Origin of the sequence: Frankia sp. Mgl5 (assembly GCF_023242985.1) — a bacterium.
Classification (GTDB): domain Bacteria; phylum Actinomycetota; class Actinomycetes; order Frankiales; family Frankiaceae; genus Parafrankia; species Parafrankia soli.
In genome coordinates this window covers 71465-90206 of record NZ_JALKFY010000853.1, presented here as the reverse complement: position 1 = coordinate 90206, position 18742 = coordinate 71465, and the positions used below count along the sequence as shown (strand labels likewise).

Here is an 18742-nt window from a genome sequence, read left to right as displayed (position 1 = left end):
CCGTCCCGACCCTCGTCACCCGCTCTCCTCGGAGGCAGTCACCATGCACGGACCACAGGGCTACTACGGAACGCAGAGCCGGTACGTCCTCCCCAACATCATCGAGAAGACGTCCCGCGGTGAGTACGGGATGGACCCGTACTCGAAGCTGCTGAAGGAGCGCATCGTCTTCCTCGGCGCGCCGATCGATGACACGTCGGCGAACGACGTGATGGCGCAGTTGCTGTTCCTCGAGTCCGAGGACCCGGACCGCGACATCTCGATCTACATCAACTCGCCTGGTGGGTCGTTCACGTCGCTGACCGCGATCTACGACACCATGCAGTTCGTGCGTCCCGACATCCAGACGATCTGCATGGGCCAGGCGGCGTCCGCGGCGGCGGTGCTGCTCGCGGCCGGTACCCCCGGCAAGCGGTTCGCGCTGCAGAACAGCCGCATCCTCATCCACCAGCCGTCGGCGCAGGGTGAGGGCCAGTCCAGCGACATCGAGATCCAGGCGCGCGAGATCCTGCGTATGCGGTCGCTGCTGGAGCACATGCTCGCCGAGCACACGGGGCGCACCGAGGAAGCCGTCCGCAAGGACATCGAGCGCGACAAGATCTTCAGCGCTGACGAGGCCAAGGACTACGGCATCATCGACGAAGTGATCAAGACCCGGAAGTCCTCGCGGCTCGCCTCGGCGCGCTGAGTCGGCGCCGAGTCTGCCCCGCCGGGCCCGGCACGGCGGGGCTCACCGGGCCGGCCCCGGTGGGCGCCTCCGGGGCGCCGCCTCCTCTGTCGGACCCGGGCCGCGGGCCCGGCGGCCCTGGTGGCGCGGCACGCGAGGGGCTCGTCGGTGGCGGGCCGGGTGCGACGGGTTGGCATCCTCCCGTCCCCTTCCGGACGCCCGATCGGGCGGTGGTGCCGAACGGGCCGTCTGGACGAGCGGGGACGGGCCCGATGACCGTAGGCTGACCGGTATGAGCCCAGCGATTGGGCTCTCACCGGACGCCCCCGCGGGGTACCGTCCCCACGGGGACGGATACAGGCAGACACGCGACGACCGGGCGGTGCCCACCGCCCCCGACACGCAGGCGACACCATCGTCTGGACGAAGGGACTGAGTCCTCGGTGGCACGCATCGGTGATGGCGGTGACCTGCTCAAGTGCTCCTTCTGCGGTAAGTCTCAGAAGCAGGTGAAGAAGCTCATCGCCGGCCCCGGCGTCTACATCTGCGATGAGTGCATCGATCTCTGCAACGAGATCATCGAGGAGGAGCTCTCCGAGTCCTCGGAGCTCAAGTGGGAGGAGCTCCCGAAGCCCCGGGAGATCTACGAGTTCCTCGACGGGTACGTGGTCGGTCAGGAGACGGCGAAGAAGACGCTGTCGGTGGCCGTCTACAACCATTACAAGCGGGTGCAGGCGGGCGGTGCCTCCGGCGGTGACGCCGGCAAGGGCGAGGTGGAGCTCGCGAAGAGCAACATCCTGCTGCTGGGTCCCACGGGGTGCGGCAAGACCCTGCTGGCGCAGACGCTGGCCCGGATGTTGAACGTCCCGTTCGCCATCGCCGACGCGACCGCGCTCACCGAGGCCGGGTATGTCGGCGAGGATGTCGAGAACATTCTTCTCAAACTCATCCAGGCCGCCGACTACGACGTCAAGAAGGCCGAAACCGGCATCATCTACATCGATGAGGTCGACAAGATCGCCCGGAAGTCGGAGAACCCCAGCATCACCCGGGACGTCTCCGGCGAGGGCGTGCAGCAGGCGCTGCTGAAGATTCTCGAGGGAACGACGGCGAGTGTCCCGCCGCAGGGCGGCCGCAAGCACCCGCACCAGGAGTTCATTCAGATCGACACGACGAACGTCCTGTTCATCGTCGGTGGGGCTTTCGCCGGTCTGGACCGCATCATCGAGTCGCGCATCGGCAAGAAGTCGCTGGGGTTCCGCGCGGTGCTGCACGGCAAGGACGACCCGGACGCCTCGAACGTCTTCGGCGACATCATGCCGGAGGACCTCCTCAAGTACGGAATGATCCCGGAGTTCATCGGCCGGCTGCCGATCATCACCAGCGTCTCCAACCTCGACCGCGAGGCGCTCATCCGGATCCTCACCGAGCCGAAGAACGCGCTCGTCCGCCAGTACAAGCGGCTGTTCGAGCTGGATGGCGTCGACCTCGACTTCACCACCGACGCACTCGAGGCCATCGCGGACCAGGCCATCCTGCGCGGGACGGGCGCCCGCGGGCTGCGCGCGATCATGGAAGAGGTCCTGCTCTCGGTGATGTACGACATCCCGAGCCGTAAGGACGTCGCCCGCGCGGTGATCACCCGGGAGGTCGTGCTCGAGCACGTCAACCCGACCCTGGTGCCACGCGACGTCGCCGCGTCGAAGCGCGGCCCGCGCCAGGAGAAGTCCGCCTGACGAGATCGCGGCCGGCCGCCCCGGCACCGGTCGCCGTGGCCTCGGCGACGGCGAGGTGCCCGCGCCGGCCGCGGCCTCGGAACGGGCGTCCCGATGCCATAACCTCGGCTCCGTGACAGACGCACGCACGGGGCGCACGCCGGACGACGCGGCCGAGCTCGCCCGGGTGGAGAAGGCACTGGCCGGACGGTTCCCGCACCGGATGCACCCGGACCTGGACCGGATGCGGGATCTCGTCGACCTGCTGGGGCACCCGGAGCGGTCCTTCCCGTCCATCCACATCACCGGGACGAACGGCAAGACGTCCACGGCGCGGATGATCGACGCGCTGCTTCGGGGCTTCGGGCTGCGGCCGGGCCGGTACACCTCCCCGCACATGGAAAGCGTCACGGAGCGGATCAGCATCAACGGCGTGCCCGCCGACGCCGAGGTGTTCGCCAGGGCCTACGACGACGTGATCCCCTACGCGGAGCTCGTCGACAGCCGCCATCCCGAGCGGGTCACGTTCTTCGAGCTGCTCACCGCGATGGCGTTCTCCGCCTTCTCCGACTCGCCCGTGGACGCCGGGGTCGTCGAGGTCGGCATGGGCGGCACCTGGGACGCGACGAACGTGGTCGACGCGGGCGTCGCGGTGATCACGCCGGTCTCCCTCGACCATCCGGAGCTGGGTGACACCGTGGAGGCGGTGGCGGCGGAGAAGGCGGGGATCATCCGGCCGGACGCCCTGGTGGTGCTGGCGCAGCAGTCGCTGCCCGCCGCCGAGGTCCTGCTGCGGCGCAGCGCCGAGGTCGGCGCCACCGTCGCGCGGGAGGGCCTGGAGTTCGGCGTCGTCGGCCGGCGGGTGGCGGTGGGCGGCCAGGTGCTGACCCTGCGCGGTCTGGGCGGGACGTACGAGGAGGTCTTCCTGCCGCTGCACGGCATCCACCAGGCACACAACGCGGCCGTCGCGCTGGCGGCCGTCGAGGCGTTCCTCGGTGGCGGCCAGGGCCAGCTGGACGCCGACGCCGTCCTCGCCGGGTTCGCCCAGGCCGACTCGCCCGGCCGGCTGGAGGTCGTGCGGCGCTCGCCGACCATCATCCTGGACGGCGCGCACAACGTCGCCGGCGCGCAGGCCCTCGCGGCCGCCGTCGGCGAGGCCTTCGGCTTCGACACCCTCGTCGGCGTCGTCGGCATGCTCGGAGACAAGGACGCCGAGGGCATCCTCGCCGCCCTGGAACCGGTACTCAGCAGCGTCGTCGTGACCCAGAGCACGTCACCGCGGGCGATGGGCGCGGACGACCTGGCCGCGATCGCGGTGGACGTCTTCGATGCCGACCGGGTCGAGGTCGCGCCACGGCTGGACGACGCCCTCGAGGCCGCGGTGCGGCTCGCGGAGGAGGAGGGCGAGCTGGGCGGCACGGGTGTGCTGGTCACCGGCTCGCTGGTGACCGTGGGTGAGGCACGGCACCTGCTTCGTCGCTGACCGTCCGCCGGCCGGCGATGATCTGATGTGCCTGGTGATCCCGGTGTTGCCCGCGCGGTGCTCTGACGGGTGGTCCGGGGGGCTGCGCGGACCGGCGGTGAACGCCGACCCTGTAGGTTTGCCAGGGGCCAACCGGTGTCGCGTAGACGCGGTCCGGGCGCCCCTACCACGTCGAAGATGACGAAACGATTCTGAAGGAGTCCCGTGTCCGCCGAGCGCACCCTCATCCTGGTCAAGCCCGATGGCGTCAGCCGCGGCCTCGTCGGTGAGGTCGTCGGCCGCATCGAGCGTAAGGGGCTGAAGATCGTCGCACTCGAGCTGCGCACGCTTGAGCGCTCGGTCGCCGAGACCCACTACGGCGAGCACGCCAGCAAGCCGTTCTTCGGCGAGCTGGTGGAGTTCATCACCTCCGGCCCGCTCGTCGCGCTGGTGGCCGAGGGGCCCCGCGCGGTCGAGGCACTGCGCGGCCTGATCGGCGCCACCGACCCGGTGAAGGCGGCTCCCGGGTCGCTGCGCGGTGACTTCGCGCTCGAGATCGGCCAGAACCTCATCCACGGTTCGGACTCGCCCGAGTCGGCCAAGCGCGAGATCGACCTCTTCTTCCCCGGCCTGAGCTGACCCACCTGGCTCCGGCCGGCCCGTCCGAGGGTGGCCGGCGGCACCGTTGCGGGTGAACCGCCGGCCGCGCGGCGTCCCGTCGCGGTGGCACCCCCGTGGGGCCGCTGGGCGGGCCGAGCCGTCCCGGCGGGCGTTTCGTCACCGATCCGGGGCGGTTGCGCTCGGAGCCCGGCGCCCGATCGGTGGCGCTGCGCCGCCCGCTCGGCAACCGTCCCGGATGGCCTGGCGCCGACCGGCGTGCCGTGCACGCCCCGCTACGCGCGGGGTGACACGCTTCCCGGTCGGCGCGGCGACCCCACCGGGGGCGGTCTACGCTTTCAACTGCCCGGAACGTGTCCGGCGGGCTGCGGCGAACGGCCTTTCAGGCGGTCGCCGTGACCGTGTTCTCGCGCGGCGCATCCGGGCCGTCCCGCCCGCTCGACGAACTCTGTACGCGTTTCGCGCGTTGGTCGGAGACGGGCCGGTCGGTGACGCCCGCGTGCGCCGCCCGGACCCGTCCCACCTCGCGCCCCCCGGGAAGGCCGGCACCCGACGATGTCCAGTTCGCTGTCATTCCTCGGTCGTGACATGGCCGTCGACCTTGGTACCGCCAACACGCTCGTCTACGTCCGCGGCAGGGGGATCGTCCTCAACGAGCCCAGTGTGGTGGCGATCAACACGACCACCTCGGGCATCCTCGCCGTCGGCACCGACGCCAAGCGGATGATCGGGCGCACCCCGGGCAACGTGGTGGCCGTCCGCCCGCTGAAGGACGGCGTGATCGCCGACTTCGAGACCACCGAGCGGATGCTGCGCTACTTCATCCAGAAGGTGCACCGCCGCCGGCACTTCGCCAAGCCGCGGCTGGTGGTGTGCGTGCCGTCCGGTATCACCGGGGTGGAGCAGCGGGCCGTCAAGGACGCCGGCTACCAGGCTGGGGCCCGCAAGGTCTACATCATCGAGGAACCGATGGCGGCGGCGATCGGTGCCGGCCTGCCCGTCCACGAGCCGACCGGGAACATGGTCGTCGACATCGGCGGCGGCACGACCGAGGTGGCGGTCATCTCCCTCGGTGGGATCGTCACCAGCCAGTCGATCCGCACGGCCGGTGACGAGCTCGACACGGCGATCATCTCCTACGTCAAGAAGGAGTACTCGCTGATGCTCGGCGAGCGGACCGCCGAGGAGATCAAGATGGCCATCGGCTCGGCGCACAAGATCCCGGACGAGCCGAGCGCGGAGATCCGCGGCCGTGACCTCGTCACGGGCCTGCCCAAGACGATCGTGGTGACCGCCGAGGAGATCCGCAAGGCCATCGAGGAGCCGGTGAACGCGGTGATCGACGCCGTGAAGGTCACCCTCGACAGGTGCCCTCCGGAACTCTCCGGCGACATCATGGACCGCGGGATCGTGTTGACCGGTGGTGGGGCGCTGCTGCGCGGGCTCGACGAGCGCCTGCGCCACGAGACCGGGATGCCGATCCACATCGCGGAGAACCCGCTGCACTCGGTGGCGATGGGCTCGGGCAAGTGCGTCGAGGAGTTCGAGGCGCTCCAGCAGGTCCTGATCTCCGAACCGAAACGCTGACCGCGGCCCGGGGCCGGGAACCCAGCCGGCCCGCCGCTCGTCCGACCAGGAAGATCGACGGTTGCGGGCGCGGCGTGTCGTGGCGGCGCCGGTCGAGGGCGTTGTGAGAGTGCCGGTCGAGGGCGTTGTGACAGCGCCGGCCAAGGCTTGTCCAGCCGTTTCGGCGGCCGGGCGGCCGGCCGGCCCCGGCTCGAGGGCTTGTCGCGGCCCCGGTAGAAACATCACCGGAACCTTGTGACAACCGTGGGCCGGCAGCCATCCGGACCACACGGCAGGAGGACGGCACCGGTGACGGAGGACCGACGTGGGACGTGACACCAGGCGCTCCCGCCTCGTCATCGCCGCGCTGCTCGTCCTCGCCTTCACGCTGATCACGCTCGACTACCGGACGGGTGACTCCGCGACCGGGGTGCGCGGGGTGCTGCACTCGGCGGTCGGCGGCGTGGAGAACGCGGTCACGACGGTGACCCGCCCGGTGGGGCGCACCGTCTCCTCGCTGACCCACCCGAACCGCTATCACGACCGCGCCGACCGGCTCGGTGAGGAGAACGCCGCGCTGCGGCGCCAGATCGCCGACGGGGCCGAGATCGACCGGCTGGCGGGGGATCTGTCCGACCTGCGCCTGCTCGCGGACAAGGGCCAGTACACGATCGTCCCGGCCCGGGTCATCGCGGTCGGCGACGTCACCGGGATGGACTGGACGGTGACGATCAACGCCGGCCGCCGGGATGGCCTCGCCGTCGACAAGGTGGTCGTGAACGCGTCGGGCCTGGTCGGGACGGTCGCCTCGGTGACCGACAGCACCGCCGTGATCAAACTGCTCTGCGACCCGACCAGCCGGATCGGCGCCCGGCTGGAGACGACCCAGCTGCTCGGCGCGGTGGCTGGTGGGCAGGGACCGAGCTCGCTGACCTTCACTCTTTATGACGCCTCGTACCAGGTTAAAAAGGGTGACCGTTTGGTGACGTTCGGTAGTCTTGACTATGTGGCGGGCGTACCGATCGGTGAGGTGACCAAGGTGGTGGACGTCGGCGGGCTCTCGCGCACCGCGGAGGTCCGTCCCTTCGTCTCCGTCGGCACGCTCGACATGGTCGGCGTCGTGATCGGCGGCCCACCGGCGGACCCGGGCGACCGGGTCCTCCCGCCCCGCCCGGCGCCCGCGCCCGACGCCGCGCAGCCGCCGGCCGGCCAGCCGTCCACGCCCGCCCAGCCCGACGGCGCCCAGCAGCCGGCCGGGCAGCCCCAGGCCGGGCAGCCCCAGGGTGGTCAGGCGCAGGGTGGTCAGGCGCAGGGCGGTGCGGGTGTCCCCGCGGCCGCGGGTGCGGGCTGAGGTCGGCCGTGTGGGATACCGGAACCTCCGAGGAGAGCCTGCATCCGCGCACGTTCGTGGCCGCGGTGGTGGTGCTGCTGGTCGCGGTCGTCCTGCAGGTCTCGGTCGTGGCGCGGCTCGGTGCGCCGCTCGGCCGGCCCGATCTGGTCCTCGTCCTGCTCGCGATCATCGCGTTGATCGAGGGGCCGATGCTCGGCGCGGTCCTGGGCTTCGCTGTGGGGCTCGTGGCCGACCTGTTGTCCACGCATGTGATCGGGCAGACCGCGCTCGTCCTGTGCCTGGTCGGGTATCTCGTCGGCCTGGTGATGAACGCGGCGGAGCGCTCGATCGTCGTGCCGCTCGCCGCGGTCGGCGCCGCGGCGGCGCTGGGCACCCTGGGCCACGCGGCGACGACGTCGATCCTGGGTGACGCGGCCCTCACCGGTGGCCAGGCCATCGTGCGCGCGATCGCCGCCGGGCTCTACGCCCTGCTCGTCACGCCGTTCCTGTTCCCGCTCGCGGCGGGGGCCTCCCGCCGCCTGCACGGGGATCGGAGGCGGGTGTGACCGACCGGATGCGCATCCGGCTGCTGATCCTGCGGGTCCTCGTGCTCTCCCTGCTGGTGACGCTCGGCGCCCGGCTGTGGGTGCTGCAGATCCTCGACGGCGAGCGCTACCGCCAGGTCGCGGAGACCAACCGCGTCCGTGAGGTGGTCACCCCCGCCACCCGGGGCATGATCGTCGATGACGAGGGCCAGCCCCTGGTGCGCAACCGCACCTCGCTGGTCATCTCGGTCAACCGGTCGACCATCGACCGCCAGGCGGACAAGGGCAAGGCCGTGCTCGACCGGCTGGCCACCGTCATCGGGGCGCCGCTGGCCGAGCTCGAGCAGCGGGTCCGCTTCTGCTCGGCCACGGTGCGGGCGCCCTGCTGGAACGGCTCGCCCTACCAGCCGGTCCCGGTGGCGAAGGACGTCACCCCGGCGCAGGCGCTCGCGGTGATCGAGCACCCGGACCGCTTCCCCGGCGTGTCCGCGGACCTGCAGGCCGTCCGCGAGTACCCGAACGGCGGGCTCGCCGCGCACGAGCTGGGCTACCTCGCCCCCGTCTCGCAGGACCAGCTCGACAAGCAGGGCGACGAGAAGGGCTACCACCTCAACAGCCTGATCGGCGTCTCCGGTCTGGAGTACACCTACGACGACGCGCTGCGCGGCGCGGACGGCGTGGAACGCCTCGAGGTCGACCGGTTCGGCCGGGTCGCGGGCACCGCGTCGACGACCCCGCCGGTCAGCGGCGACCACCTCGTGCTCAACCTCGATCTCGACGTCCAGCGCGCCGCCGAGGAGGCGCTGGCCAGGACGCTCGACTCGCTCGGCGGGGGAGCCCGGTCCGCCTCCGCGGTGGTGCTGGACGTGCGCACCGGCGGCGTCGTCGCGCTGGCCAGCCTGCCGTCCTACGACCCGTCGGTGTTCGTCGGTGGCGTGTCCCAGAACGACTACGCCGCGCTGTCCGACCCCGCCAACGGGACGCCGCTGCTCTCCCGCGCCTTCCAGGGCTCGGCGGCGGCCGGGTCGACCTTCAAGGTGGTCTCGACCGCCGTCGCCATGCAGAACATGGGCGCGACCGGCGACCAGACCTACGACTGCGCCCCGACCCTGCAGGTCGGCGACCAGATCTTCCACAACTTCGACGGCTCGTCCGCCGGCCCGATCACGCTGCACCAGGCGCTGGTCATCTCCTGCGACGTCATCTTCGACAAGTTCGCCTACGACGCCTGGGTCGCGGACGGCGGCCTGCGTAACGGCCGTGGCCCCTACCCGGAGCCGAAGGAGTACTTCATCCACATGGCCGAGGCCATGGGCTTCGGTCGGCGTACCGGCATCGACCTGCCGGGCGAGACCGCCGGGTCCGTCGTCGACCGGGAGGGCGCGAAGAAGATCTGGGAGGAACTCAAGGACTCCTACTGCCGGCGCGCGCAGAACGGCTACCCGGAGGAACCCGACCCCGCGAAGGCCGAGCGCTTCCGGAAATACGCGGCCGAGGCCTGCGTCGACGGATACCTGTACAACGCCGGTGCGGCCGTCCAGTTCGCCATCGGGCAGGGGCAGTACCTCTCCGCCAGCCCGTTGCAGCTCGCCACCGCCTACGCGGCCATCGCGAACGGCGGGACGATCTACCAGCCCACCCTCGCCAGGGCCACGATCTCGCCGGACGGCACGAAAGTGAAGCCGATCGCGCCGAAGGTCGTCGGGAAGCTGCCCGTCTCGCCGGAGATCCTCGCCTACATCCGGGGCGGCCTGAGCGGGGTGACGACCGAGGGCGGCGGCACGGCGACCGGGGTGTTCGCCGACTGGCCCAGCGACATGGTCCCGGTGGCCGGCAAGACCGGAACCGCCGAGGTCGAGGGCAAGGGCGACACCTCGTGGTTCGCCTCGTTCGCCCCGGCGAACGACCCCCAGTTCGCGGTCGTCGTGAGCATCCCGGAGTCGGGAACCGGCGCCGAGTACGCCGCGCCCGTGGCCAAGGAGATCTACCAGGCGCTCTACGGCGTGGGACGTCCCGGGGCGCTGCCCGGCGGCAAGCCACCGGCCGAGCTGCCCAAGCTGAGTCGCGACGGCACGTTCTCCGCGGCCTCCGGCACCCCCGCGGCCCCGCCCGGCGCGGCCGGTACGACGGCCCCGGGTGCGGCGCTGCCGGGATCGGTGCCAACGGGCACGGTGCCGGCCACGCTCACGGGAACGGGGCCGACGGGGGTCGTGCTGGCCGGAACGGCGCCGCCGGGGACGACAGCGGTATCCGGCACACCAGGGGCCGGTGAGCAGGAGGCTCGGGCACGGGGCCCAACCGGCCCTGGCTGACGACGAGACCCGGCGACGAGAACAGCGGGCGGTGAGTGGCCGTCCACAGGCAGCAGAGGAGGGGAACGATGACGCAGGAGCAGGGTCCCACCGCGCTGCGTTCCTCCCCGGTGCTGGTCCGGGGGCGGATCGGGCAGCTGCGCGACCGCGCGTCCGGGCGGCACTCGCCGCTGCGCCGGCTCGACTGGCCGCTGCAGATCAGCGTGATCGCGCTGGCCCTCCTCGGAGCCCTGCTGGTCTGGTCGGCGACCCGCCAGCGGCTGGAGGAGACCGGGGGAGACCCACAGACCTTCCTGAAACGCCACCTGCTGAACCTGATGATCGGCCTGCTGCTCGGGGCCGCCGCGACCCTGGTCGACTACCGGATCCTGCGGGCGTACGCGCCCTTCGTCTATCTCGGCTCGCTGGTCGGTCTCATCGCCGTCCTCCTGGTCGGCACCACCGTCAACGGCGCCCACTCGTGGATCGTGCTCCCGGCCGGGTTCCAGCTCCAGCCGTCGGAGTTCGCCAAGGTCGCGCTCGTCGTCGGGGCGGCGATGATCCTCGGGGAGAAACACGAGGACCGGCACACCGGCATCCGGCGCGGCGCGCCGGGCCACGGCGACGTGCTGCTCGTGCTCGGGCTCGCCGTCGTGCCGATGGCCCTGATCATGCTGCAGCCCGACTTCGGCACGGTCATGGTGCTGGTGTTCGTCACCCTCGGCATGCTGGCGGTGAGCGGCGCGCCGCGGCGCTGGGTGCTCGGCCTGATCCTGTGCGGGGTCCTCTTCGGCGGGGCGATCCTGCAGTTCCACCTGCTCAAGCCCTACCAGGAGGCACGCCTCACCTCGTTCGTCTCCGAGAACAAGGCGGCGTCGTCCACCGGATACAACGTCGACCAGGCGATGACCGCGATCGCGAACGGCGGCATCACCGGTCGTGGTCTGTTCGAGGGCCAGCAGACCCAGGGCCAGTTCGTGCCCGAGCAGCAGACCGACTTCGTGTTCAGCGTCGCCGGTGAGGAGCTCGGCTATCTGGGGGCCGGCGGTGTGATCGTCCTGCTCGGCGTGGTGCTCTGGCGGGCGCTGACGATCGGCTTCCACTCGCAGGACTCCTTCGGGGCGCTCATCGCCACCGGCGTGGTCTGTTGGTTCACCTTCCAGATCTTCGTCAACATCGGCATGTGTCTCGGTGTGATGCCGGTGACCGGCCTCCCATTGACGTTCCTGTCATACGGCGGTTCCTCGATGTTCGCGAACATGATCGCGGTCGGGCTGTTGCAGAACGTCCGCCTGCGCTCGCGCTCGGACCCCTACGCGCTCTGAGGGCTGGGGCGGTCGGCCACCCTCCGGTGCCGTAGGCTCGCGGGCATGTCCGGACAGTCGCTGTTTCCCCTCCTGGAGCCGCTGCTCCCACGGGTCCGGAAGCCCGTCCAGTACGTCGGCGGCGAGGGGAACGCGGTCGTCAAACCCTGGGGCGACGCCGCGGTCCACTGGTGTCTGATGTACCCCGACGCCTACGAGGTCGGGCTGCCGAACCAGGGCGTCCAGATCCTCTACGAGATCCTCAACGAGCAGCCGGACGTCCTCGCGGAGCGTACGTACTCGGTCTGGCCGGATCTCGAGGCCCTGATGCGCGAGCACCGAATACCGCAGTTCACGGTGGACGGCCATCGCCCGGTCGGGGATTTCGACCTCTTCGGGGTCAGCTTCTCCACCGAGCTCGGCTACACGAACCTGCTCTCGGCCCTGGATCTCGCGGGCATCCCGCTGCGCACCGCGGACCGTGCCGCCCCGGGCGACGGCCTGACCTGGCCGGTCGTCATCGCCGGCGGGCACGCGGCCTTCAACCCCGAGCCGATCGCGGACTTCGTCGACGCCGTCGTCCTCGGGGACGGCGAGCAGGCCGTCCTGCTGATCACCGACATCACCCGAGCCTGGAAGGCCGCCGGCGCGCCCGGTGGGCGCACGGAGCTGCTGCACCGTCTCGCCCGCCGCAAGCTGGTCTACGTCCCGGAGTTCTACGACGTCAGCTACCGGCCGGACGGGCGGATCGCGGCGGTCACCCGCAACCGGGACGACGTCCCGGAGCGGCCCGCCAAGCACACCCTGACCGACCTCGACAACTGGCCGTATCCGAAGGCCCCGCTCGTACCGCTGGCCGAGACGGTGCACGAGCGGCTGAGCGTGGAGATCTTCCGCGGCTGCACCCGCGGCTGCCGGTTCTGCCAGGCCGGGATGATCACCCGTCCGGTGCGGGAACGCAGCATCACCGCCGTCGCTGAGATGGTCGACGCCGGGCTCACGGCCTCAGGTTTCTCCGAGGTCGGCCTGCTGTCGCTGTCGAGCGCGGACCACAGCGAGATAGGCGAGATCGCCAAGGGCCTGGCCGACCGCTACGAGGGCACCAACACGGCGCTGAGCCTGCCCTCCACCCGGGTGGACGCCTTCAACGTCACCCTCGCCAACGAGTTCTCCCGCAACGGCCGCCGCAGTGGGCTCACCTTCGCCCCAGAGGGCGGCTCGGAGCGGCTTCGCAAGGTCATCAACAAGACGGTCAGCGCGGAGGACCTGGTCCGCACGGTCAGCACGGCCTACGCGAACGGCTGGCGGCAGGTGAAGCTCTACTTCATGTGCGGCCTGCCCACCGAGACCGACCAGGACGTCCTGGAGATCGCGGATCTCGCCCGCGAGGTCATCCGGGCCGGCCGGCGGGCCAGCGGTCACCGCGACATCCGGTGCACCGTCTCGATCGGCGGGTTCGTCCCCAAGTCGCACACGCCGTTCCAGTGGGCGGGGCAGGCATCCCATGAGGTGACCGACCAGCGCCTCAAGTTGCTGCGGGACACCGTGCGCGCCGACCGTGAGGTCGGCCGGGCGGTCGGCTTCCGCTACCACGACGGGCGTCCGGGCATCATCGAGGGGCTGCTCGCGCGCGGTGACCGCCGGGTCGGCCGGGTGATCGAGCGGGTCTGGCGCGACGGCGGCCGCTTCGACGGCTGGAGCGAGCACTTCTCGTTCGCCCGCTGGGAGGCCGCGTGCGAGGCGGAGCTCACCGGGCTCGGCGTCTCGCTGGACTGGTTCACGACCCGCGAGCGCGACGAGCGCGAGATCCTGCCGTGGGATCATCTCGACGCCGGCCTCGACCGTGACTGGCTGTGGGCCGACTGGCAGGACGCCCTGCGCGCGACCGAGCTGGACGACTGCCGCTGGACCCCCTGCTACGACTGTGGGGTGTGCCCGACGATGGGAACCGAGAACCAGATCGGCCCCACCGGGCGCACACTGATCCCGGTGATCCCGGTGGGTCGTACCGATGCTCCGGGCCCTGCCGGGTCGTCTCCTTCCCCTGTTCCGTCCGACCTGGCGCGGGTCAGTGCCTCGTCGACCTGAGGGCCCGCCGCCCCCGCCGGTCGTGGCCCGGGTGCGGGTCCGGTTCGCCAAGCGGGGGCGGCTGCGCTTCCTGTCGCACCGCGACATAGCCAGGACCTTCGAACGCGGCCTGCGTCGCGCCCGGATACCGGTCGCGTTCTCGGCCGGGTTCAGCCCCCATCCCCGGGTGTCGTGGGTCGGCGCGGCACCCACCGGCGCCGCGAGCGAGGCCGAGTACTTCGAGGTCGCGCTGTCGGCCCCGATGGAGCCTGAGCAGGTACGCGCGGAACTCGACGCGGCGCTCCCGCCCGGGCTGGACGTCCTGCACTGCGTCGCGGCGGACAGCCCGCCGCTGCCGGACCGGATCGACGCGTCCCGGTGGCGGCTGCGGATGCCCGGCGTCGCGATCGCCGATCTGGACGTCGCCGTCGCCGAGCTGCTGGGTCGGGAGTCACTCACGGTCGAGCGGGCCACCAAGGACGGACGGCGCCGCGTGGACGTGCGCGAGGCCGTGGTCTGGGCCGTTTGCCGTGCAGAGAACGACACCTGTGCGATACTGGACGTGGTCGTACGGCACACGACGCCCGCCGTTCGACCCGACGACGTGCTGACCGCCCTTTCCGCGGTCGCCGTTCTCAGCGTCCCGGTGCCGCCCGAGCCAACACGACTCGAACAGGGCCGGTTGCGCGAGGACGGAACGCTGGCGGACCCGCTGGTACCGGACCGCGACGAGGCTGCCCGGCTGGTGGGTCAACTCGAAGCGTGATGCAGGGCGTCGCAGGATTGCCGGCGGCACAACCGTCGGACCGAGACAGTGGCTTCTGCGCGGCCGCGACTGCTGACACAGCGCGCCCGGGAGCCCGAGAGGCTTCATAACCCGTGCCCGAAGATCAGATCACCGAGGACCAGGCCACGCGCTCCGAGGTAACGCCCTCCGAGACCGTGCCCTCCGACAACACCCTTGCCGATACCGCGGCCCCTGCGGCGACGGCTCCCGAGCCGGTGACTCCCGCGACAGCTGTCGCTGAGTCTGCGGCCCCTGAGAGCGCGACCGCCGAGACCGCTCCGCAACGCCCCACCCGGCGCCGCCGCGCGGCCGGCCGACCGGCCGGGCCGCCACCTGAGGAGGCAGGCCCGCCTGCCGCCGCGGCCGGTGGCGAGACCGCCGTGGACGCGGCCGATTCCGCCACTGGCGCTGGTGCCGGTGCCGCGTCCGGCGCTCTCCCCGTGTCCGACGGCGCGGCGCCTGACGCCGCGGTACCGCTGGTCGAGGCCGGCGCCGAGCCGGCGCCCGAAGCCGCGCCGGCCAAGCCGGCCCGGCGGGCGAGGACGACCCGGCCGCGCCGGGCCTCCCGAGAAGTCAGCGAGGCCGTACCCGACACCACAGCCACCCCCGCTCCCTCCGAGACCACGTCGTCCGCCACCGCGGCGCCCGAGGCCGGAGCGGACAACGTCCCCGGCTCGCCCGGGCAGGTCGCGAAGGGCGACGTCACCGCGTCCGATGCGCTCGCTGACACTACGGTGTCGGGCGAGGCTGCCCCCGCCGTGACCAAGCCGCGTCGCACCCGTGCTCGTCGGGCGGCCACGAAGGTCGAGCCGGCGGCCGAGACCGGCACTCCCACGGGTGCGCCGGGCAGCGAATCCGCCGCCTCGGCGTCGTCCAGCGCGGGCGAGCCGGCGGTCGGGCAGACTCCCGCCGCCTCCGCCCCGGCCACCGCCACAGCCCCGGAATCGGCGGCCGACGCGGTCACCCCGCCGGCTGTCGCGGCCACGTCGCAGGTGGTAGCGGCCACGTCGCCGGCTCCCGAGCCGGCCATCGACGAGACCGTCGACCCGCTCGCGGAGCCGGTCGACGAACTGCCGGCGAACGCCACCGCCGACGCGGACGCCGGGACCAGCGCTGCCGGGACTGGCGCCGCCGCGACGGACGCGCCCGGGGCTCAGCCGGCGGTCGCGTCCTCGCTGGAGCCCGTGATTGCCGCGACGGTGGCGGACACAGCGGCTGTGGCGGGCGCCGGAACCACCGGAGCCACCCCCGCGGCCGGTCCCGAGGCGGTCGCCGGAACGGAGACCGCCCCCGGTCCCGAGGCGGTCGGTGCGCCCGAGCCCCCGCGGGCGGAGCGCACCTCGCGGCGGCGCACGCGGGCGGTCGCCCCGACATGGACCAGCGGCGCCGAGGCGCCCGCCCCCGCGCCGGTGACCCGGCAGTCGGCCCGCCGCCCGGTGGCGATGATCACCTTCCAGCAGCCGGAGCCGGCGGTCGTGGAACCGTGGCCCCGCCGCCGTCGTGACGCCGACGACGTGCCGGCAGAGCCCGTCGTGACCGGTCGCGGCGGCCTCGCCGGTGCGGACCTCGACGACGTGGCCTCGGCCGACGAGATCGTCGACGCGGCCGACGACGCGGTGGCGTACGACACCGCGGAGTTCGGTGAGGCGCTGGAGACGGAGAGCAGCGAGCAGGCGTTCGACGGCGGCGAGTACTCGTCCGACGCGGACGGCGACGACGCCGGACCGGGCGGAACCCGTCGCCGTCGCCGCGGCCGCCGCGGCCGCGGCCGGGCCCGCGGCGAAGACGAGATCTCCGAGACCAGCGACCTTGCCGAGGAGCAGGTCGACGAGGCCGAGGAGCGCGACGACCGCGAGCTCGAAGCCGAGCCGGTGGAGCGTGAGCCCAGGTCCTCCCGCCGCCGCTCACGTCGCTCGCCGACGAGGGAGACGTTCGACGAGGCGGAGGAGACCGACTCCGAAGCCGAGCTGGTGGCCGGAGCCGACTCCGGAGCCGACACCGACACCGACACCGAGTCTGACGCCGACGACGGCGCGGACCTCGAGGACGGCGCGGACGACTCGGCCGAGGACGGTTCGGACGATGACCGCGCCGGTGGATCTCGCCGCCGCCGCCGGCGCCGCCGCCGTTCCGGGACCGGCGCGGAGACCACGCCGATCCCCGACGACCCCCCGAACACCGTCGTGCACGTGCGCGAGACGCGCCGGGACGACGACCTCGTCCGCGGGGTCAGCGGTTCCACCCGGCTGGAGGCGAAGCGCCAGCGCCGGCGCGAGGGCCGCGACAGCGGTCGCCGCCGCGCACCCATCGTCACCGAGGCCGAGTTCCTCGCCCGGCGGGAGTCGGTCGAGCGCCGGATGATCGTCCGGCACAACGGTGACCGCACCCAGATCGCCGTGCTTGAGGACGGCGTCCTGGTCGAGCACTTCGTGACGCGCGCCAGCTCGGCGTCGTACGCGGGCAACGTGTACCTCGGGCGGGTGCAGAACGTCCTGGCCAGCATGGAGGCGGCGTTCGTCGACATCGGCAAGGGCCGCAACGCCGTCCTGTACGCCGGTGAGGTCAACTACGACGCCTCGGGCCTCGACGGCCGGCCGCGCAAGATCGAGCAGGTGCTGAAGTCCGGGCAGTCGGTGCTCGTCCAGGTCTCGAAGGACCCGATCGGGCACAAGGGCGCGCGGCTGACCAGCCAGGTGAGCCTGCCCGGCCGCTACCTCGTGTACGTGCCGGACGGCCAGAACGCCGGAATCAGCCGCAAGCTGCCGGACACCGAGCGCGCCAGGCTGAAGAGCATCCTCAAGAAGATCACTCCGGAGAACGGTGGGGTGATCGTCCGCACCGCGGCGGAGGGCGCGAGCGAGGCTGAGCTCGAGCGCGACATCGAGCGCCTCGTCGCGCAGTGGGAGGACATCCAGCGCAAGGCGCAGAAGGCCAGCGCGCCGTCCCTGCTCTACGGCGAGCCCGACCTGGTGGTGCGGGTCATCCGCGACATCTTCAACGAGGACTTCACCGAGCTGGTCGTCCAGGGGTCGCACGAGGCCGCGACCGTCGAGGGCTACGTCGACACGGTCGCCCCGGACCTGCGCGACCGCGTCCGCCGCTACGTCGGCACCGGGGACGTCTTCGCCGAGTACCGGGTGGACGAGCAGCTCGCGAAGGCGCTGGACCGCAAGGTCTGGCTGCCCTCCGGCGGCTCACTGGTCATCGACCGCACCGAGGCGATGACCGTCATCGACGTCAACACCGGCAAGTTCACCGGCAAGGGCGGCAACCTCGAGGAGACGGTCACCAAGAACAACCTCGAGGCCGCGGAGGAGATCGTCCGCCAGCTCCGGCTGCGCGACATCGGTGGCATCATCGTCATCGACTTCATCGACATGGTGCTGGAGAGCAACCGCGAGCTGGTGCTGCGCCGGCTCACCGAGTGCCTCGGCCGGGACCGGACCCGCCACCAGGTCGCAGAGGTGACGAGCCTGGGCCTCGTCCAGATGACCCGCAAGCGGGTGGGCCAGGGTCTGCTGGAGGCCTACAGCGAGCCGTGCGCCCACTGCAACGGGCGCGGTGTGCTCGTCCACCTCGACTCCGCGCACTCAAGGGACGCGCAGTCGCGGGACGGGGCGCAGCAGAGGGAGACGGTGGCGTCGTCGGCGAGCCAGCCGGCGGCGGAGGCTCCGGCCCAGGCGGCCGGTACCTCCACGGGCCGCCGCGCACGGCACGCGACAAAGCCCGCTGGTCCGGCCCTCGTGGCTGCCGCGGTCTCGTCGGCCGTGGACGGGGCGCATATCTCCTCGGACGATGCCCTCGGGTCCGTGAACGGCTCCGCATCGGCTGAATCGACTGATTCGTCTGGAGCAGTTGGATCGGCTTGGGTGTCGGGGTCGGCGGAGGCGGTGGCTCCTGGTGAACACCCGGCCGCTCAGACCGGCGTCTCCTTGCCGGACGCCGTCGCACCGCGGGCCGCCCGGATCGCCGTAACGGTTGGAGCCGGAAGCGATCAGGGCACTGAGAGCAACGGCGTCGACAGCAGCGGCGTCAGTGGCGGGGCCGAGGGCACCACGGTCGACGGTGAGTCGCGGCCGGGTTCCGGCGGAATCCCGGTGTTCGCGAACACCGACGATCCGGACAGCGTGCTGCATTCCGGGACGAACGGTGCGGGCACTCCGGCTGGCGCCGAGAAGCCGGCCCGCGCCCGTCGCCGTCGCGCATCCCGCCCGGTCTCCAAGCCCACGGACACCGCCCAGCCGATCCCCGTTCCCTCCGAAGCCACCAGCACCTGACCCCCTCACCCGTCACGGCGGGTGAGTCCCACGTACGACAGAAGTGTGGGGGGGGGGGGGGGGGGGGGGGGCCCGCGCCGCGCCCCCCCGCCCCCCCCCCCCCCGGCGCCGCG

General features: G+C 72.1%; 12 protein-coding genes. All 12 read left to right on the top strand.

All coding sequences use genetic code 11. From position 1 onward, the window contains the following. Positions 1-43 precede the first annotated feature (43 nt). Entirely contained in the window at positions 44-688 is a 645-nt protein-coding gene (locus MXD62_RS38155; RefSeq protein WP_018500228.1) for an ATP-dependent Clp protease proteolytic subunit, read from the top strand. A 422-nt stretch (positions 689-1110) separates the two neighbouring features. Next, the gene (gene clpX, locus MXD62_RS38150; RefSeq protein ID WP_248834165.1) at positions 1111-2403 is read left to right on the top strand and encodes an ATP-dependent Clp protease ATP-binding subunit ClpX; all 1293 of its coding nucleotides are present in this window, start codon (positions 1111-1113) and stop codon (positions 2401-2403) included. Positions 2404-2515: 112 nt separating this feature from the next. Continuing rightward, positions 2516-3865, top strand: a complete 1350-nt coding sequence (locus MXD62_RS38145; RefSeq protein ID WP_248834164.1) for a folylpolyglutamate synthase/dihydrofolate synthase family protein — start codon at positions 2516-2518, stop codon at positions 3863-3865. Between the two features lie 204 nt (positions 3866-4069). Further along, a complete protein-coding gene (gene ndk / locus MXD62_RS38140; protein WP_018500225.1) occupies positions 4070-4483 on the top strand; it encodes a nucleoside-diphosphate kinase in 414 nt (137 codons plus the stop codon). 534 nt (positions 4484-5017) lie between these two features. Continuing rightward, positions 5018-6049, top strand: coding sequence for a rod shape-determining protein (locus MXD62_RS38135; RefSeq protein ID WP_020462738.1), 1032 nt, complete (start codon positions 5018-5020; stop codon positions 6047-6049). 304 nt (positions 6050-6353) lie between these two features. Further along, on the top strand, positions 6354-7379 hold the full coding sequence (gene mreC, locus MXD62_RS38130) for a rod shape-determining protein MreC (RefSeq protein ID WP_248834163.1): 1026 nt from the start codon (positions 6354-6356) through the stop codon (positions 7377-7379). An 8-nt stretch (positions 7380-7387) separates the two neighbouring features. Beyond that, positions 7388-7924, top strand: coding sequence for a rod shape-determining protein MreD (gene mreD / locus MXD62_RS38125; protein ID WP_248834162.1), 537 nt, complete (start codon positions 7388-7390; stop codon positions 7922-7924). Further along, positions 7921-10215: a penicillin-binding protein 2 gene (mrdA, locus tag MXD62_RS38120; protein WP_248834161.1), complete on the top strand. Its 2295-nt coding sequence runs from the start codon at positions 7921-7923 to the stop codon at positions 10213-10215. The genes mreD and mrdA overlap by 4 nt, the downstream gene beginning before the upstream one ends. Before the next feature lie 68 nt (positions 10216-10283). After that, complete coding sequence (rodA, locus tag MXD62_RS38115) at positions 10284-11519, top strand: rod shape-determining protein RodA (protein ID WP_248834160.1); 1236 nt, start codon at positions 10284-10286, stop codon at positions 11517-11519. Between the two features lie 45 nt (positions 11520-11564). Then, on the top strand, positions 11565-13586 hold the full coding sequence (locus tag MXD62_RS38110) for a TIGR03960 family B12-binding radical SAM protein (protein WP_248834159.1): 2022 nt from the start codon (positions 11565-11567) through the stop codon (positions 13584-13586). Beyond that, the gene (locus tag MXD62_RS38105) at positions 13570-14331 is read left to right on the top strand and encodes a TIGR03936 family radical SAM-associated protein (protein ID WP_020462732.1); all 762 of its coding nucleotides are present in this window, start codon (positions 13570-13572) and stop codon (positions 14329-14331) included. The genes MXD62_RS38110 and MXD62_RS38105 overlap by 17 nt, the downstream gene beginning before the upstream one ends. Before the next feature lie 113 nt (positions 14332-14444). Beyond that, positions 14445-18629: an Rne/Rng family ribonuclease gene (locus MXD62_RS38100; RefSeq protein WP_248834158.1), complete on the top strand. Its 4185-nt coding sequence runs from the start codon at positions 14445-14447 to the stop codon at positions 18627-18629. Positions 18630-18742 lie beyond the last annotated feature (113 nt).

Bases quoted from the DNA above. Each gene is read 5' to 3' on its own strand.
- MXD62_RS38135 (WP_020462738.1), top strand. From the start codon at position 5,018: ATGTCCAGTTCGCTGTCATTCCTCGGTCGTGACATGGCCGTCGACCTT.
- rodA (WP_248834160.1), top strand. From the start codon at position 10,284: ATGACGCAGGAGCAGGGTCCCACCGCGCTGCGTTCCTCCCCGGTGCTG.
- MXD62_RS38110 (WP_248834159.1), top strand. From the start codon at position 11,565: ATGTCCGGACAGTCGCTGTTTCCCCTCCTGGAGCCGCTGCTCCCACGG.
- MXD62_RS38155 (WP_018500228.1), top strand. From the start codon at position 44: ATGCACGGACCACAGGGCTACTACGGAACGCAGAGCCGGTACGTCCTC.